Annotated in this window: 10 protein-coding genes; 5 read left to right on the top strand and 5 right to left on the bottom strand. The window is 43.5% G+C overall.

Translation table 11 applies throughout. The features are described from left to right. Positions 1-215 precede the first annotated feature (215 nt). A complete protein-coding gene (locus P2W71_RS13985; RefSeq protein ID WP_276371886.1) occupies positions 216-2,648 on the top strand; it encodes an ABC transporter permease in 2,433 nt (810 codons plus the stop codon). Between the two features lie 95 nt (positions 2,649-2,743). Here the strand turns inward: P2W71_RS13985 and P2W71_RS13980 are convergent, their stop codons facing one another. Then, on the bottom strand, positions 2,744-7,321 hold the full coding sequence (locus P2W71_RS13980) for a T9SS type A sorting domain-containing protein (RefSeq protein ID WP_276371885.1): 4,578 nt from the start codon (positions 7,319-7,321) through the stop codon (positions 2,744-2,746). Positions 7,322-8,222: 901 nt separating this feature from the next. Between P2W71_RS13980 and P2W71_RS13975 the strand changes: the two genes are divergently transcribed. From P2W71_RS13975 to P2W71_RS13960, 4 genes are read left to right on the top strand one after another with little or no spacing between them, the layout of a single operon-like run. Next, a complete protein-coding gene (locus tag P2W71_RS13975; RefSeq protein WP_276371884.1) occupies positions 8,223-9,824 on the top strand; it encodes a SulP family inorganic anion transporter in 1,602 nt (533 codons plus the stop codon). A 24-nt stretch (positions 9,825-9,848) separates the two neighbouring features. Beyond that, entirely contained in the window at positions 9,849-10,520 is a 672-nt protein-coding gene (locus P2W71_RS13970; protein ID WP_276371883.1) for a carbonic anhydrase family protein, read from the top strand. A gap of 47 nt (positions 10,521-10,567) precedes the next feature. Beyond that, the gene (locus P2W71_RS13965) at positions 10,568-11,269 is read left to right on the top strand and encodes a TetR/AcrR family transcriptional regulator (protein WP_276371882.1); all 702 of its coding nucleotides are present in this window, start codon (positions 10,568-10,570) and stop codon (positions 11,267-11,269) included. After that, positions 11,266-12,045 carry a DUF2490 domain-containing protein gene (locus tag P2W71_RS13960; protein WP_276371881.1) on the top strand — a complete coding sequence of 260 codons (780 nt, stop codon included), beginning with the start codon at positions 11,266-11,268 and terminating at the stop codon, positions 12,043-12,045. The genes P2W71_RS13965 and P2W71_RS13960 overlap by 4 nt, the downstream gene beginning before the upstream one ends. A 114-nt stretch (positions 12,046-12,159) precedes the next feature. Here P2W71_RS13960 and P2W71_RS13955 read toward each other — a convergent pair whose 3' ends face one another. The 4 genes from P2W71_RS13955 to P2W71_RS13940 all read right to left on the bottom strand — a co-directional run bounded on the left by P2W71_RS13955 (position 12,160) and on the right by P2W71_RS13940 (position 18,694). After that, positions 12,160-12,828, bottom strand: a complete 669-nt coding sequence (locus P2W71_RS13955) for a heavy metal transporter (protein WP_276371880.1) — start codon at positions 12,826-12,828, stop codon at positions 12,160-12,162. Positions 12,829-12,954: 126 nt separating this feature from the next. Further along, positions 12,955-14,385: an efflux transporter outer membrane subunit gene (locus tag P2W71_RS13950; protein ID WP_276371879.1), complete on the bottom strand. Its 1,431-nt coding sequence runs from the start codon at positions 14,383-14,385 to the stop codon at positions 12,955-12,957. Beyond that, complete coding sequence (locus P2W71_RS13945; protein WP_276371878.1) at positions 14,363-17,593, bottom strand: efflux RND transporter permease subunit; 3,231 nt, start codon at positions 17,591-17,593, stop codon at positions 14,363-14,365. The genes P2W71_RS13950 and P2W71_RS13945 overlap by 23 nt, the downstream gene beginning before the upstream one ends. Positions 17,594-17,611: 18 nt before the next feature. Beyond that, positions 17,612-18,694 carry an efflux RND transporter periplasmic adaptor subunit gene (locus P2W71_RS13940; protein ID WP_276371877.1) on the bottom strand — a complete coding sequence of 361 codons (1,083 nt, stop codon included), beginning with the start codon at positions 18,692-18,694 and terminating at the stop codon, positions 17,612-17,614. Positions 18,695-18,728 lie beyond the last annotated feature (34 nt).

Here is an 18,728-nt window from a genome sequence, read left to right as displayed (position 1 = left end):
GTTACTAAAAATACGAAATCCGAAATTCGTATCCATTACTATCAGGCGGTGAAGCGTCGATAGCGACAGAGGTAATGAAATAAAATATCCGGCGGAAGGTACGATCGACAGGGCAGTGTCGTCGAAGTGATTTACATTATGAATGCAGTCACTTTTTCAATAATATACACGGGTGAGTACACCAAAAATTTTGTAAAACTCTTTACCAGCTGATCATGATTGGAAGCTATATCAAAACATCGGGACGCAATCTAATACGCAACAAACTCTTCGCGTCCATCAACATTGTTGGCCTTGCTATCAGCATGTCCGTCGGGTTACTGCTGATCGCCTTCGTGCTCGATCTGCGTTCGTACGACAGGTTCCACAAGAATGGTGATCGAATCTATCGCATCACCAACGTGGCAACTTCCAACGGTGTCGAAAAAGGCAAGTTTGGAACCACATCAATAAAAACCGGAAAGCTCATCCGCGAAAAAATGACCGGCATTGACGATGTCGCCATCATGCGCGATGACTTTTCGCAGGACGCAAAAGTTGGCGACAATATTGTTCCCATTAAGGGCTTCTGGGCGGAGCCATCGCTGTTCAGGATACTTACCTTTCCGATGCTGGAAGGTAATGCTGAAACGGCGCTGAATGATCCTTACTCAATCGTTCTTACAGAGACTGCCGCGAAGAAACTCTTCGGCAATGAATCTGCACTTGGCAAGGCGATCAAATTCGATACACTCGATTACCAGGTGACGGGCGTTATAAAGGACGTTCCGTTTTTTTCACATATTAACTTCGAAGCGCTGGTGTCGTTCTCCACAGCAGAAAAAATAAATAAAGACGATAAACAGTTTGAGGCGTGGACGAGCATGTATTCGAACTATGTGTACCTTCTCCTGCCCGAAGATGCCGATATGGTTTCAATCCAGTCGCAGCTTGATGGAATTGCAAAGGAGGAAAACCTCGCGCAAGGCCCCGACGGCTATCGGGACACCAAGATCCAACTTGAACTTCTTCCTTTATATGAGATTGTGGTGGGTGAGGAGCTCGCCCGCCCCAGGGGACCCGTTGGTCCGCATATGCCGCCCGTTGTGCTTTGGATACTGAGTGGCCTTGCGCTCATGGTGATATTATCTGCATGTTTCAACTATGCTAATCTTTCGATGGCACATGCCATGCGTCGCTTTAAAGAAGTAGGACTTCGCAAAGCTATCGGGGCAGGCAAGCGCCAGGTGCAACAACAGTTTCTCGCGGAGGCAATAATAATATCCCTGGCCGCTCTTCTTGTCTCATACGTCATGTTTCTCGTATTGCGACCGCAGCTGATAAACATTGCTCCTGAAATGCAACGCATGGTAAAGCTGGAACTGACGCCATATATGGTTATCGCCTTTATCGTCTTTTCCATCGCCGTAGGTATTGTTGCCGGCTTTCTGCCTGCCATATACTTTTCAAAAGTCAGCGCGATCAATGCGCTCAGAAATTTGTCATCGGTGAAAGCGTTTCAACACGCAACGCTAAGACGCGTGCTGGTGGTGATTCAGTACACGGTAACACTGATCTTTATAACAGCCACTGCGGTCGGCTATGTGCAGTATAAAAACATACTTGCATTCGACCTGGGCTTTAAAACAGAAAACATCCTGAACATTGATATGCAGGGTGACAACCCTGAGGCACTTTTGAAGGAGCTGAGCGAGATTCCGGAAATAACTGCACTATCCCGCTCGTTAATAGTCACCAGCGTTGGGAACGCATGGGGTGGCTTTATGAAATACAATGATTCGCGTGACTCTGTGTTAGTGATGACCAACCATGTTGATGAAAACTATCTGCCGTTGCATGAGCACAAGCTTGTTGCCGGAAGAAACTTCCTCGCACGCCCGATAACAGCGGAAGCCGCCACGGAAGTAATCGTTAATCAACAAGTCTTAAAACGACTTAACATAGGTGCTAACGACCCGGTGAAAGCAATCGGGGAGGAGATCACCTTTAGTAGTTTTAAATTGCATGGGCACAAGATGACCATTGTTGGAGTAATGCAAGATTTTCACTATGGCAAGCTCGATAATCTCATCGAACCTGTGGCCTTTATGTTCTGGATACCCGGGGACAGGGCAGTCATTAATGCCAAGATACGAAGCGCTGACCTGCAAGCAACCAGGGCCAAAATCGAGTCCGCATGGAATAAGGTCGATCGTGTTCATCCGTTTAAGGCTAAATTTTTTGACGAAGAAATAGAGGACGCTTACAGTGAATTTTCAGTGCAGATCAAGATCATTGGCTTCCTTTCATTCCTCGCCATTTCTATCGCATCCATGGGCTTGTTCGGCATGGTCGTGTTCACTACCGAAACCAGGCTGAAGGAGATCAGTATCCGAAAAGTGATGGGCGCAAGCTCGGGCAGCCTGATATATTTATTGAGCCGCGGTTTTGTAATGCTCTTATCGATATCCGCGGTCATTGCCCTGCCAGTGACTCACTTCTTCTTCGAAAATTTTGTGCTCACTAATTTCCCCTACCATGCGCCGGTGCAATTGGCAGAGCTTTTCGTAGGATTGCTCGCCGTAATGCTGATCGCGTTCACGATGATTGGTTCGCAGACCATGAAGGCCGCGAGAAGTAATCCGGCGGAAGTTTTGAAGAACGAATAGACAAAAGATTAAGTGCACGGAATAATGTACTCCGTGCATTTAATTATATTGGTTTTTGCATTTTACCAGGCTGAAGAAAGTTGACAGGTTACCTTCTACTCTTTCATAAATTTCACGGATTTAAGAAATCCATCCTCACCTGTTATTTGAAGAAAATACACGCCAGCTCGCAGTTGTGAGGTGTTTATTTCTTGCGATTTGGAATAGGAACCATGATAAATAACAAGCCCATGGATGTTGCGAATGGTTACCAACGCTTCTGGATCCGCCGAGTCGTCAATTTTTACGTGCAACTCATCGTCTACTGGAACTGGGTATATAGTTACGTCTGAGATACCATCACGTTGAAGGCTATCCTCTTCCCCGACTCCCGCTATCCTGCTCGAGACAGATTCTTTGTTTTTATCAACAACGGTAACATGTATAGTTAGTGACCGACCAGCGACTCCGCCGGCATCTGATTTGGAATAAGGCCTAGCCGTAATAGCATAGGCTCCCGCCTGGGGTATCCATGGTTTGAAATAAGTTCCATAATTATCACCCGTGAGTGTATATGGGAATGCATTTTGCATCATAAAAAACGCATTGTTCACGGCAAACTTCACGCTGCCTATCTGGCCCGTTGTATTAGCGACGATGGTCTGACCTGCGCCCTTCAAATCATGCAAATAGAGGATATCACCTTCATTTAACCGACGAACAATCTTTCCCGAAGTATTCACGATATCATAACTGACCACGGCAGTTGAACTTTGGGGTTTAACCATAAAGTGTATGGTCAGCGGCTGACCCCCGCATCCAACAGCATCTGGTTTGAAATATGGGGTCGCGGTAAGTGTGTAAGTGCCGGCCTGTGGTACCCATGGCTGGAAATATGTTCCATAATTATCACCGGTGAGGGTATACGGTGATGCATTTTGCATCATGAAAAACTTATTATTCAGGTCAAACTTCACGCTGCCTATCTCACCCGTTATATTGGCGACAATAGTCTGCCCATTGGCCTTGAGATCATCCAAAAAAAGGATGTCACCTTCATTTAAATGACGCAGGACTGTTCCTGAAGTATTTACGATATCATAACTGACAACAGCAGTTCCGGGTTTAACGGTTATGTGTATGGTTAATGATTGACCAGCGACTCCGCCAGCATTTGCTTCGGAATATGGCGTAGCGGTAATTGCGTAAGCGCCGGCCTGTGGTATCCATGGCTTGAACAAAGTTCCATAATTATCACCTGTCAGTGTATACGGGGATGCATTTTGCATCATGAAGAACGCATTATTCAAGTCAAACTTCACGCTGCCTATCTCACCCGTTGTAGTAGCGACGATGGTCTGCCCTTTGCACTTCAGATCATCTAAATACAGGACATCACCTTCATTTAAATGACGCACGAACTTTCCTGAAATATCCACGATATCGTAACCTAGTATCCTTTGCGACGTACAAGCCAAAATATCCTGCAGCGTACAACCTCCGCCATTCTGAGAAATGTCAATATGCAATGAAAGCGGGTCATAGTAACTAATAGCATCAAGCATTGGTTTCAGCCCACAACAGCGCGTCAACTTAGGATTTCCAGTGACATTAATATACGTGTCGCCTGGCCCTTGTTGTAGATTAACTAAGGATGAAAGACTATCAATATTTTCGAGAACAGCGTTGTTGCGAATGGTCAACTTTTTATCTGAGTGTAATGCGAAAAAAGTGGTGAGGGAAGATAATCCGTCAACATTTTTAAGAGAAGCATTGTTATTGATGGAAATTTCAGCCCACTGATCTGATCTAATTTCTTTTAATGAGGATAATCCCTGGAAGCCTTCAAGTAGGGGATTATTTTCAATCAACAATCCGCCTGTGGGTATGTGCTTTGAGATTCCAACAATTGACTCAAGGTTTTCGAATCCATTGATGGCTCGCAATGAACTGTTGTCACTTATAGTCAGCACACCTTCTATTTGCGTAACATCAGGAAATCCCTCCAGACTAGTCAGTTGGTCATTGCCCGTGATGGTGATTGATCCAACTCTTTTAAGAATTTGAAAATCAGGCATTGTAGTCAAAGCATCATTGTTCACAATTGCGATTCCAGCGGGACCGAATGGATCGGCATATAAAGCTTCCATGGTTTCAACGGAATCAAAACCAAACACCGATGTTAGTTTCGGGTTATTTTGAATCGCTAGCCAACCGAGTTTCTTAAGTTCGTGGGAACTACCAATCTGAACCAAATTTTCGTTGTTGGAGATCTCAATTCCTTCCCGTACCGTAGAAGAAAGACCTAGACGGGCTAATGACGGATTATTCATGACAAAGAATGCTTTACCGATGGAATCAAGGAGCGACAGATGCAGGCTTGTCGCATTTACGTTCTCTATTCTTACATGGCCGTAAACTTCTTTTAATGAAGAAAGACCGAAGAGGTCCGTGATGTCTGCTCCAGTAACGGTCAGATTACCTGTTACTTTGGTGCAGTTAAAGGCATCGACTTCCGCCTGCGAGGTAAGTGTAACATCACCATCACATATTTTTTCGCAATTCAAGATGTCCTCTTGCGTACAGCCTCCACCATTCCCCGAAATATTAATGCGCTTAAATGGTGATGGCGCGCCTTCAGAAACCAAAGCATAGAGCAAAGGTCCGAGGCTACAACACTCCATTAACTTAGGATTTCCAGTTACACTAACAGTAACGACGCCCTGGATTGGTGGAACATGCCCACCATCGAGGAAGGCGGAAATAAATCTCAATGAAGATAATCCTGCCAAAGTTTCGAGAGAAGCATTGTTTTCTATCAGCAGTGCACTGTTGAGAATTATTTTTGGGAAACCTGAAATTCCTCTCAATTTATTAAACCCATTTATCGTTTTTAAAGATTCGTTATTACTAATCTGAAAATCGCCGAATACTTCCGTTAACGACGGAAATCCGTCCAGTGCCAAAAGTACTGGGTTGTCAACGATACGAAGAGTTGGCGTGGATCTAAGTGTTTCAAAACCGTGGAGACTAGTGAGGGCATCATTTCGTGCAATTACAAATTCTCCCGTGTTAGAAACCTCGACACTTACCAAGGAACTAAAACCTGAAATGCTTTCCAGCTTGGCGTTATCCTGAAGGTAAATGGAATTCGCATGAAGAACATTATTGAACCCACTTATGCTTTTTAGATTGTCGTTATTTGAAATCGATAAACTGCCTATGTTGGTACCAAGAGTTGGCAAGTCGATTGTTTCCAGGTTGGGGTTGTTCGTTATTTGTAGGTTGCCACTAATTTTTTCCAGTAGAGTTAAGGACTTAAGGTTGGTGATATCAGCCCCAGATATCTTGAGGTTGCCAATTAATTCCAAACAAAAAAAAGCGTCAACTTCCGCCTGAGATGAAAGTATGAAGTCTCCTTTGCAAGGTGGGCCAATAGGATCGCTATCCAGAATTTTCTCGACAGTACATCCTGAACCGTTTTCAGAAATACTTATGATGCCGCTTTCCGTGTCGGACAGAACTCTATCCTCGCCCAAGCTTTTGAAATAGCGTCCTAAAGCTTCGCAGATAGTCAGAAGTGGATTGTTCGTCAGGGTTATGTACAACGGATTACTATTGATGATTTGTTCGTCGAGACCAGCGAGCCCGCTGATATCACTCAATAAAGCGTTGTCCTTAATTTCCAGTACCCTCCGTGTTGTTGCTCCTCCAGTGCCAGACAAAGAAATAGTCCTAAGCGACGCCAACCAATCAAGATTTTCTATTGAGGAACCTGCAATTGTAATACCGATGATCGTATTAATATTGGAACCGGTTATTTCAACCAATTTATTGAATCCGGTGATATACTTTAATGATGCATTTTTCGAAAGGTTTAAATGGCCGAAAACCTTAGTTAGTGATCTGAATACATTTATAGCAGATAGGTTTCCGTTGAATTCAATATTCACATCGCCCACCTCGGGTAAGGAATGAAATCCCGCAATGTCCCTTAGCGCGTCGTTTTTCCTGATCGTTATGTGTCCATGCCCGCCGTCGTCAGTCTTTATTGATGTGAGCAGCGAAAAACCATAGATGTCAATTAAATTAGGGTTTTCAGTAATATGGATTCCACCAGTTATCGTTGTAACATTATCAAAATCTCTGACAGCATGCAAATTACCGTTGCCGGAAATCGACATACCTCCTTGCATACTTGTGAGTAATGGCGGTCCAAATATTTCAAAGAGATTCCGATTATTCACTATAAGCATAAGACCGCTAATCTCAGTTAGTGACGAGAGGGTATTGAAGTTGGGAATATTGGAATTATCAATAGTTAAATCGCCAACGGTTTTCAGTGACGACAGTGCGTTGAGGTCCGATAATTCAGGATTATTTATAAGATATAAACCAAGCCCAACTGATTCAAGCGACAATAAGCCATCGAGACTTTTAAGTCCGTTATTATTCTCTATCGAGAACTTACCGCTTACTTTTTGTAAGGAAGATAGGCCATTAAGGTTCGTAATATCGTTACCCGAAATTGTTAAATTTCCATTCACTTCAGTGCAAGTAAACGCATCAACTTCAGCTTGAGTAGATAACGTAAAATCTCCCTGACAATTTTGAACATTCTTTAACTCACCATAGGCAAGCAAATGACCGAGCAGCGCAACATGGAATAGGAGGGTGGTAATTAATTTTTTCATAAACGGGTCGTTAGTATGACACGACGAAAATACTTTTTTACCATTTTCTATATAATGACAAAAGTCATCTATGGACAAAAACCGGACTTGCTATTAAGGCAAATGCTTTAGAAAACGATTGGAGGCGCGGGTGATGCTTTATCGCCTTGTTCAACTATCAATATTTTTTGGTGTTCCCACCGAGTAAGTCACTCACCAAGTAAGTCACTCACCAAGTAGTCGTCGACTGTTGACACAAACTCCTACGTTGATCCGGTACAAGCATGATCAATAGCATACAAAATCAGAATATTCAGGGTAGACGAATTTAAAGCTACTAACATATGACATTAGTAATTTGCTTTGGCTATGTGGAGTATTAAACAGTGAGGGAGTAGTAACTTTGCTACACCGATATCATGTCATGGTTTTCTAATTTTTTTTCAACAGTAATCCTATTGCCTTAATATGCCGTTTATTAAAGACGTGTCTATGAACAGTATTTACGGAGCGTGCTAGACTAAAATACCATTAATCAGTATGAGAGTTATTTTAAATGTGATCCGTCACAATAGGGGACATTCTTAGTTTTTTTGCAGACACATAGCCACATTTTCCTGGAGATATTAACGGTAAACACCTTCGGGCTGATGCCAGTACCTATATGGGAGTTATCGCAGAAGGGTTGATTCTTGGACCGGCCACACTGACACCATAAATATGTTTTACCTGCTTCAAGGTCCAGCTCGATTGGTTTAAACTCAGTTTTCATAATCGTTAGATCGAAAGCGATAATATAAGTTACAAAATATTCCTGGTCCCGACCTTGCAAGGAGAGCATTGAACAAACAAAAAAATTGAATATTTTTGAATCCTGTTAGTAATACTAACGTATAAGTAGACGTTACTAATGTGGCATATTATGACTAAGAACGGTTTACTGGAGAACATCCGTCATGATCTTCCTGCTAGTATTGTAGTCTTTTGTGTTGCCATGCCCCTGTGCCTCGGCATCGCACTGGCTTCCGGTGCGCCTCTTTTTGCCGGTGTTATTGCGGGTATCGTCGGCGGTATGATTGTCGGCATGGCGAGTGGATCTCCATTAGGTGTAAGTGGCCCTGCAGCGGGACTAGCTGTAATTGTTCTTGGAGCAATTAATAGCTTGGGGTGGGAAGCATTTCTTATGGCTGTCGTAATCGCCGGAATACTTCAGATCATTATGGGCTATTTGAGGATGGGAATCATTGCGTACTATTTCCCGACATCGGTGATCAAGGGTATGCTAACGGGGATTGGAGTGATTATTATCCTCAAACAGATTCCTCATGCATTGGGCTATGATGCTGACTATGAAGGAGACCTTGCGTTTCAAACAGGTGAAGCGAATACTTTAACAAATCTTGAAACCGCTTGGGAAGTACTTACCCCTGGGGTCTTGCTGATATCGGCTGTATCGCTTTTTATTTTGATTCTGTGGGATGCTGTGTTAATTAAAAAACATAAAATATTTGGATTGATCCAGGGACCCGTAGTGGTTGTGATATGTGGAATTCTTCTAAACCAATTGTTTCAGGCAGGCGTACTTCCTTTCTCGCTTAGTAAAGACCAACTGGTGAACATTCCAGTCGCTGCGACGGTAGGAGATTTTTTTGGTCAATTCTCTTTACCAGACTTTTCGCAGCTTACAAACATCAATATTTACGTTACTGCAGTGGTATTAGCATTGATCGCCAGCCTGGAAACTTTACTTTGTGTGGAGGCGACTGATAAGTTAGACCCGTTTAAGAGAACGACTCCGACAAACCGGGAACTCAAAGCTCAAGGACTCGGAAATATGATCTCAGGATTTATTGGTGGTCTACCCGTAACGCAGGTTATTGTTCGTAGTTCCACAAACATTACATTCGGAGGAAGAACAAAGACATCAACTATTTTGCATGGATTTTTCTTGTTATTGAGCGCCCTGGCAATACCACATGTAATCAATATGATTCCACTGGCAAGCCTGGCATGTATCCTGTTCGTTGTGGGATATAAACTGGCAAAGCCAGCGTTGTTTAAGGCGATGTATCAGCTAGGATGGCATCAGTTTATTCCTTTTATGGCTACGGTTCTTGGCATTGTTTTCACCGATCTATTAAAAGGCATTGCGATAGGTATGGCCGTATCCATTTTTTACATCCTACGGAACAATTACAAAAACTCATATGACCTCCAGAAAACTACTGTTAACGGAAGGGATACCTATAAGATCATATTGTCAGAGGAGGTTTCATTTTTGAATAAAGGGAGCATTTTGCACGCCATAAACCAGGTGCCGACAGGATCAAACATTGTGATAGACGCCTCAAAATCTAAGGTAATTGATCATGATATCATTGATATTCTTAAAGACTATATCGTAAATGCGAAAAACCGAGATGTTGGTGTGCAGGTTATTAATATCCCGGCGCTCGAGCCTTTGCGTCATGCAAACAACCATCGGCTAATTGCCAATGAAGTGGCATACAATTCAAGAAATTGACTCCAATAATAAAACAGAAAAGTTATGAGAACACTTACAAAAGAAATGCAGACGCAACTTTCTCCAGCTAAAGCAATCGAGCTATTGAAGGAGGGCAATAAACGGTTCGTGAATAATCTTAAAATTAACCGAAACCTTTTGCAACAGGTAAACGAAACATCAGATGGTCAGCATCCCTTTGCGTTTATCCTAAGCTGTATTGATTCACGCACATCAGCCGAGCTTATTTTTGATCAGGGGTTAGGCGATGTCTTCAGTTGCCGCATCGCAGGAAATATTTTAAACGAGGATATTCTGGGTAGTATGGAGTTTGCTTGTAAAGTGGCCGGCGCGAAGGTTGTCGTTGTGTTGGGACATACAAAATGCGGAGCGATCAAAGGAGCTTGCGATGACGTTAAACTTGGAAATTTAACGACGCTGCTCAGCAAAATTAAACCAGCGCTCGATTTGGAGGTTGCAACGAAGCAAAACAGAAACGCAAGCAACATAGCATTTGTAGAAAATGTAGCTGAACTAAATGTTCGAGAGACATTAAAACAAATCCCGGCACATAGCCAGGTTATTGAGCAACTGCTGCAAAATGATGAAATTGCGCTTATCGGTGGAATGTATAATGTGGAAACCGGAGTGGTTGAGTTCTATGACAAAGAAATAATCACGGCCCAAAGTCTTAAAAAAAACATAGCGTTTACTTAGCGGGTTGCTAGGATTTATTTATGTGTTACATCATATGTTAAACTATAATGCCCGAATTAAAACAAAAGAAGATATTCAAGCCAGTGAAAATTAACATCGATGTAGATGCTAAGCTTTACCTGAAAGATCCGAACTCATCCGACCTGGGTCTGCAGATCATCCGATACGGTATTCAGATGATAGATAAAATTGGTTTTGAGTCTTTTACCTTCAAGAAGCTAGCGGCCAAAATAGGGGCGACAGAACCATCAATTTACCGGTACTTCGAAAGCAAACATAAAATGCTCCTCTATCTTTTAGCCTGGTACTGGAATTGGATGGATTACAAAGTTATCATGGCTACGTCCAATATCGAATCCGCGACGGAACGTCTCCACATTGCAATCCGGCTTCTCTCCGCACCGATCGAAAAGGATCCAAGCTTCGAACACATTGATGAAGTAGCACTATACAGAATTGTGGTATCAGAGTCTTCTAAAGTCTATCTTATTAAAGATGTCGATACGGTAAATGAACAAGGACTTTTTATCAGCTACAAACGATTATGCAATCGCGTTGCTTTTATCGTAAATGAAATCAACCCTGATTACCGTTTTCCTAGAGCACTCATATCTACAGTGATTGAAAGTTCTCATGATCAAAAATTCTTTGCTGAACACTTGCCGTCATTAACCGACGTTACGCATAAACGGTTAAATGACACGACGCAATTCCTGACTGAGCTGGTTTTCAAAGCAATTTCAAAATGATTCACGTTCAATTGTATCGCATGGTCTTCCCGAGAGTTTTATTGGTCATATCATTTTTGTTTTTGGCTTTATTCACCAAGGCGCAAACACGCACGCACGCGTATAACACCAATGCGTGGCTGATGTACTTTGGAAATCATAAGTTCACGGGCCGAATGGGTTTACATGCAGAGTTTCAATGGAGGAGGAGTGACGTCTTTTCCGAAAACCAGCAGTTGCTCCTCCGAACTGGAATTGATTTTTATGCAAAACCGGACGTCCGTTTTACGATTGGCTATGCTTTTGTCGAAACGTACCCCTATGGCGAATTTGCTGTTCAGCATCGTTTCCCAGAACACCGTATATGGCAGCAACTTTTTCTTCAACAGGATTTGGGAAAAGTAAAACTTGCGCATCGTTACCGGCTTGAGCAACGAATGATTGGAAATGCGTCGACGGGTCAATTTGCAAATGGACGATATGAGAACCGGATGAGATACATGGCAAAAGCAACAATCAACATCACCAGCGGAAAGAATCCGGTTTTTGCCGCGTTGTACGATGAAATATTCATCAATTTTGGTAAGGATGTCGGCTATAATATTTACGATCAGAACAGATTATATGGCGCCGTTGGATACACGATTTCTCCGAATTTTAAATTGGAGCTAGGATATCTCTACCAGATCGTTCAGCTGAGAAATCTTGATGGCACCTCGGCAAAGAACAAGATAGAGAATAACCATACCCTGCAGATTGGTTTGTTTTCAAATGTGGCTCTCGCGAAACAGAAGTAGGTAAAGAACTCACTCCACATCTCATCCACCACTCCGGCTACTGAGGTTCCGGATGTTTGTAACGAAGACTGGTTCGACCTCGGAATATCCAAACCATCCATATAAACGAAAGTCTTACCTCACCACGGCTTTGTAATGATGGTTGATAAACTCATCTATTGTCTCATAATAGGCTTCCAATTCCATTTCATCCAGATCAATAACCACACGGCTGCTGTTTTGCATGAGTACCTGCACTTTGTGAAGAACATTCGCTTCGTCTCTGAGCAAGGCGATCTCCTGGATATCCTGCACCGGAAACACACCTTCTTTGTCGTTGTTTTTATATGCGATTGTGTTATTCGTGAGTTTCAAAAAATCGTTGTAGTTCTTTATGCCGGAGATGAGTTTGCCGGCGGGTGAGATAATGCATATTGCTGCCCACGCAATAAACCAGAAATAATTGACCTGGTAATTGAGATAAATAAAGCCAACGATGACTGGAATCACACAATAAATAAGCACTTGTGTTTTCAATTTGGTGAAATGGTTTCTGAAAATGATTTCATCTTCGATGGGTTTAATACGCACAGGAAATAAAAACTCTTCCCATAGAATCAGCGCCATGACAACGACAGCAACTGCTGCCAGGAACATGCCGACCAATGGGCTGCCACCTTCCATTACCACGCGCCACTTCACTGCAAAAATTTCCAGCGATATAAAGGTCGACAATACAAAAATGAGAATGAGAAGACCTATGCTGAAATTTAAAGGATACGTCGGTCGAATGATCTTTGCCATAAATGAGTGTAGTACAATTGCTATGATTAAATCTCGTTTTCTGTGCTCCTATCGAGCAAATAAAATCCCGGTACCAGCCCGACAACATTGCTAGCCAGCACCGGGATCATTTTTAAGAGTTCCTGGTTAGTTCCAGCCTCCGCCCAACGCTCTGTATATATTCACTTTGGAATTCATTTGACGGCGCTTGATTTCCACCAGCTCCATCTTCGACTCCAATGCTTCACGTTGTGTCAGCAATACCTCGAGGTAATCTGCACGTGCCGATCGGAAAAGGCTGTTTGAAATGACAACGGATTGCATCAGGATGTCCACTTCCCGTGACTTCGCCTCATAACTTTTAGCAAAATTCTGGACGCTGGAAAGCTGATTTACAACATCTACATATGCATTCAGTATTGTACGTTCATAATCATATACAGCTTGCACCTGCCTGGCAGTAGCGCTATTATATTGCGCGATGATGGCATTTCTGTTCACCAACGGAGCCACTAGATCACCAGCCATTCTAAACAACATCGACTCAGGGTTGAGAAGATAGCTTGCGTTAAAAGCCTGAAACCCCACGCCGCCTTCGATTCTGACAGATGGAAAAAAGTTTGCTCGCGCTGCTTTTATATCCAGCCTGGCGGCTGAAAGTTCAAGCTCCGCTTGCCGGATATCCGCACGGTTTGCCAGCAATTGAGATGGAATTCCTACGCGAAGTGAATCGAGCGTGATGTCATTAAATTGAATCGAACTCCGCGGGATTCCATTGGGAAAACTACCCGTTAAAAAACTGAGCTCGTTCTCAGTTTCAACAATCTTTTGCCGGATCTCATATTGAAGGTTTGTCGTATTGAGCAGCTGTGCTTCAAATCGGTTGACAGCGAGCTGAGTCAATTTTGCGGCCTCTTTCTGCTGCCTCACAATCTGCAGCGCATTGGTTTGGATCGCAATATTTTTGACAATGATGTCCAGCTGATTATCGAGTGCCATCAATTCGTAATACGAATTGGCTATTTCTCCAATCAGGTTCGTCACCAGAAAGTTTCTGCCTTCCCTGCCAGCAAGATATCTGAGGGCTGCTGCTTTTTTTGAATTTCTCAATTTTTTCCAAACATCTACCTCCCACGAGGCAAACACGCCCATCTCATAGTTTGGTAACGGATCTGGAAATCTTTTACCCGGCATGATTTCACCATTTTCATCTACCGACCCATGCCTGGTATATCGTCCTTCTTTTTCGACACCAGCGCCAGCGCGTACGTCAACGAATGGAAGGTATTCTCCTCGCCTTGTTCGCACTTCATTTCTCAGGATCTCGATTTCTTGCAGGGTGATGTTAAGTTCCTGATTCCTTTTTAACGCGCTGTCTATAAGTGCGACAAGATTTGCATCAGAGAAATATTCCTTCCAGTTCATCCTGGCTACGGTTGTCGAGTCCTGTGAAGAGCCATAAGTCAAAGGGACAACCTTGTTTTCAGTTTTAATCGGCCTTTGCAAGGTTTTGCACCCTAGTAGTGACGATAGTATAAAAACTACCGGGAGGGTTTTATAAATTATCTGTCGTATCATTTTTCTTTCTTAATTTTTTAAGAAGCCGTTTGACCATTCCAGCTTCGGCTGCATCTTCTACCATTTGTTCGCTTAACGGATTTTCATCCTCGTCGCGGATAAGTTTCTTGCCCTCGGCAATCGTACCAACGATGAAATAAAGTCCTGGTACCACAATAACACCGAACACCGTTCCGAGCAACATTCCTCCCAGAGAGGAAGAGCCAATTGTGCGGTTTCCAATGGCACCAGCGCCAGTAGCCACCACGAGTGGAATCAAACCTGCGATAAAAGCAAAAGAAGTCATCAGGATGGGCCTGAAACGAACGCGTGCGCCTTCGATCGCAGCAGCCAATACGGTTGCTCCCTGCTGATGCTTCTGTACAGCGAACTCAACGATTAATACGGCGTTCTTACCTAATAACCCGACCAGCATGATGAGACCCATTTGCGCATAGATGTCGTTAGCGAGTCCCATCGTTTTGATCAATAAAAATGACCCGAATACCCCGGCAGGAAGGGATAGGATCACCGCGAGCGGTATAACAAAACTTTCATACTGTGCTGCCAGCACCAGGTAGACGAAGATTAACACGACGATAAAAATATACAGCGCCTCATTTCCTCGTTTTGCTTCGTCGAAAGACAAGCCTTCCCATGCGATGTCGTAACCTCGGGGGAGCGTTTGCTGGGCCACTTCCTGAATCGCTTCAATTGCGTCACCGCTTGTGAAGCCCGCCGCCGGAATCCCCCGGATAGACGAAGAGTTGTAAAGATTGAATCTCGTAATTTCATTCGGACCTTGCGTTTTTTTCATCTTCATAAAGGATGAATAAGGCACCATCTCATCGCGATCATTCTTGATAAAGAGGTCCAGAATATCGGATGGTAATTTTCGATACTCGGGGGCTGCTTGCGTATACACTTTATAAAAAGTACGAAACCGCGTGAAGCCCTGTTCGTATGTGCTTCCGATCAGAATGTCCAGATTCTCCATGGCCTTGCCAATAGAAACGCCTTTTTGCATAGCCATTTCGTTGTCTATGATCAGCTCATATTGGGGATAGTTGGCGGCGAAGAATGTGAACAACCCTGCCAGTTCCTTCCTCTGGCCGAGGTCGTGCATGAATTGTGCATTTACTTTATCAAATTCCTGGTAATCGGTGGTGGCGCCCTTATCTAACAGGCGCAGCGAAAATCCATCGGATGATCCATATCCCGGAACTGCGGGCGGCTCGAAGAATTCTATGACAGCGCCCATGTCTTTTGTTTTTTCCTCCAATTCTTCTACGATCTCACCTACGGAATGATGGCGCTCCGACCAGTCTTTAAGGTTGATGATACACGTACCCGCGTTTGATCCCCGGCCTTCTGTCAATATTTCGTAACCCGCCAATGAGGATACCGATTGAATTCCATCAACTTCCTCTGCGATCTGCTGAAGTTTCCTGGACACATCGTTGGTTCTTTCTAACGTGCTGCCTGGAGGCATTTGAATAATTGCATAGATCATTCCCTGATCTTCGCTGGGAATAAATCCGGCGGGTAAGGTCTTGTTCATAAGAAAAGTACCTACTGCAAACAAGACAAAGATTCCGTAAGTGACCATCCGGCGATCAACAATACGTGTGAGAAGGCTCGTGTATTTGCCGGTGACTTTCTCGAACTTTCTATTAAACCAGTCAATAAATTTGTCCACCGGTGACTTGCGCTTTGGTTTCCCATAGTTGCTTTTCAGGATCATGGCGCAGAGCACCGGCGTGAGCGTAAGCGCTACAACGCCTGAGAGAACAATCGCACTACCCATCGTGATCGCAAACTGTCTGTAAAAAATTCCCACAGGGCCAGTCATGAAAGATACCGGTACAAAAACAGCAGTCATAATCAACGTGATCGCGATAATCGCTCCACTGATTTCATCAAGAACTTTTACGGTCGCTTTATATGGTGTGAGATTTTCTTCATGCATTTTTGCATGCACAGCCTCGACTACTACAATGGCATTATCAACCACAATTCCGATGGCAAGCACAAGCGCAAAAAGCGTGATCAGATTGATAGTCAAGCCAAAGAGTTGCATAAAAGCAAATGCACCAATGAGTGATACCGGAACGGCAAGGGTTGGGATTAATGTAGATCTCCAATCGCCAAGGAAGACAAATACTACGAGTGCAACCAGAATGAAGGCCTCAATTAGCGTATGCATGACTTTATCGATGGATGCGTCGACAAACTTTGAAACATCATAATTGATATCGTATTTCATTCCCGGAGGAAAGTCCGCTTCCAACTCTTTCAGTTTTTCCTTTACACCTTCTATTACCTTGCTGGCATTGCTTCCGAAATTTTGTTTTAGTACGATGGATGCCGAAGGATATCCATCCTTGTTGGAGTAGATATCGAAGAATTCACTTCCCAATTCGACTTCGGCCATGTCCTTCAGCTTGAGGATCTCACCTTCGGAATTTGCCTTTATGATGATATTCTCATACTCCTCCGGCTCATTGAACCTGCCTTTGTAAACAAGGACGTACTCAAGCGATTGTGGTGTCTTTCCGGACGCCTGCCCTAATCGTCCAGGCCTGCCGATAACACTTTGCTCATTGATCGCTTCCATTACTTCCTCGGTGGAGATATTGTATGCTCTCATCCTGTCGGGCTTCAGCCAAATCCGCATGGCGAATTGCCTGCTTCCAAGTATCTGGGCGCGACCCATTCCACTGATGCGTTGGAGTTCGGGTAAAATGTGAACGCTTGAATAATTGTATAAAAACTTTTCATCCGCATGTTTATCGGTACTGTATAAGTTCACGTACATCAGCATACTTGGCTGAATTGGCGAAATGATCACGCCTTCACGTTGAACAAGCGGCGGAAGGTTGTTCATTACCTGGTCAACTCTTGTCTTCACGTTCACGACGGCAGCATTCGGATCAGTACCGGGCTCAAATACGATTTGAACGGTAGCTTCTCCAGCGCTCGTAGCATCGGAAATAATATATTGCATCCCTTGAACGCCATTGATCGCACGCTCAAGTGGGATGAGGGTTGATTGCACCAGTACGTCGGCGCTGGACCCGGGGTAAGCAATAAAAATATTTACACGCGGCGGCGCGATGTCAGGGAATTGGGAAACAGGTCTCGTATAGATGGCCAGTACGCCCAGGAATATGATTGCAAGCGATATCGATATCGCAAGAACCGGTCTTTGAATAAATTTGCTAAACATTTCGTTTTCTCTTTTAAATTATTCAGCATGTAATCCATTCAAGTCAGCAATAATTGAAGCTGAATTATGAAAATCATATTCTATCTTCTGTTTATTCTTAACCTTTCGTAATCCTTCTACCAGTATTTTATCAGTTTCCTGTAGGCCGTCCGTGATTACATAAAGGTGGGGTAGCTCTGTGCCAATTCGGATTTCTCTTGTCTGGATCGTATTGTCTTTGTCCACGACAAACACATACCTTTTGTCAAGGATTTCAAACGTAGCTTTTTGCGGAATCAGCAACGCATCGTGCAGCGGTATAGGCATGAGGATATTCCCGGTTTCGCCGTGTCGCAATATTCCTTTCGGATTTGGAAACACTGCCCGGAATGCGATGTTGCCAGTCTCATTATTGAAATCTGCTTCAATTGTCTCCACTACGCCGCGGTGCTCGAATAATTGATTGTTAGCCATTTGCAGCACAACCTCCTGTTGTTTCTCGGGCTTGACCCTGTTAACATAATCGAGGTATTCGGTTTCCGGTACATTAAAGTACACCCACATTTTACTGTTATCTGATAGCGTTGTAAGCAACTCACCTTCATCTACAAGACTTCCAAGTCTAACTTGAAAGCGATCCATTATTCCATTGAAAGGCGCGTGTATGGTCGTAAAGTCTAGGTGTGCCTTTGCCAGGGAAAGTTCTGCCTTCGCTTTATTAAGCTTCGCTCTCGAAAGTGCAAGTTCATTGGAGGAAACAATCCCACTGTCGGCCAGACTTTTCGTGTTTAAATATTCGATTTCAACGAAATTAACTTCTGCTTCTGCTTTTTGCATTTCAGCTTGGTAGATCATAGGCATAATTTGAAACATCAGTTGTCCCTTTTTTACAGCCTGTCCCTCGTCTACATAAATATTTTGTAAATACCCCCGCTCGAGGGCCCTAAGTTCTATATGCTGAACAGAACGGATCTGACATACATATTCATGATAAACCAACGTGTCCTTTCTTACGGGACTTGTCACAACGAATTTTGCGTCTTCATGTTTTTCCTGCTCGTCATGCCGGCAACTTGTCATTATCAACAAGACCAGGCAGACGAGAATTGTAATTCTCATCATACTTCGTTTTAATAAAATTGATTTTTGAAATGTG

This window comes from Chryseolinea sp. H1M3-3 (genome assembly GCF_029360725.1).
GTDB lineage: Bacteria > Bacteroidota > Bacteroidia > Cytophagales > Cyclobacteriaceae > Chryseolinea.
This window is presented reverse-complemented; position numbering and strand designations above follow the sequence as displayed.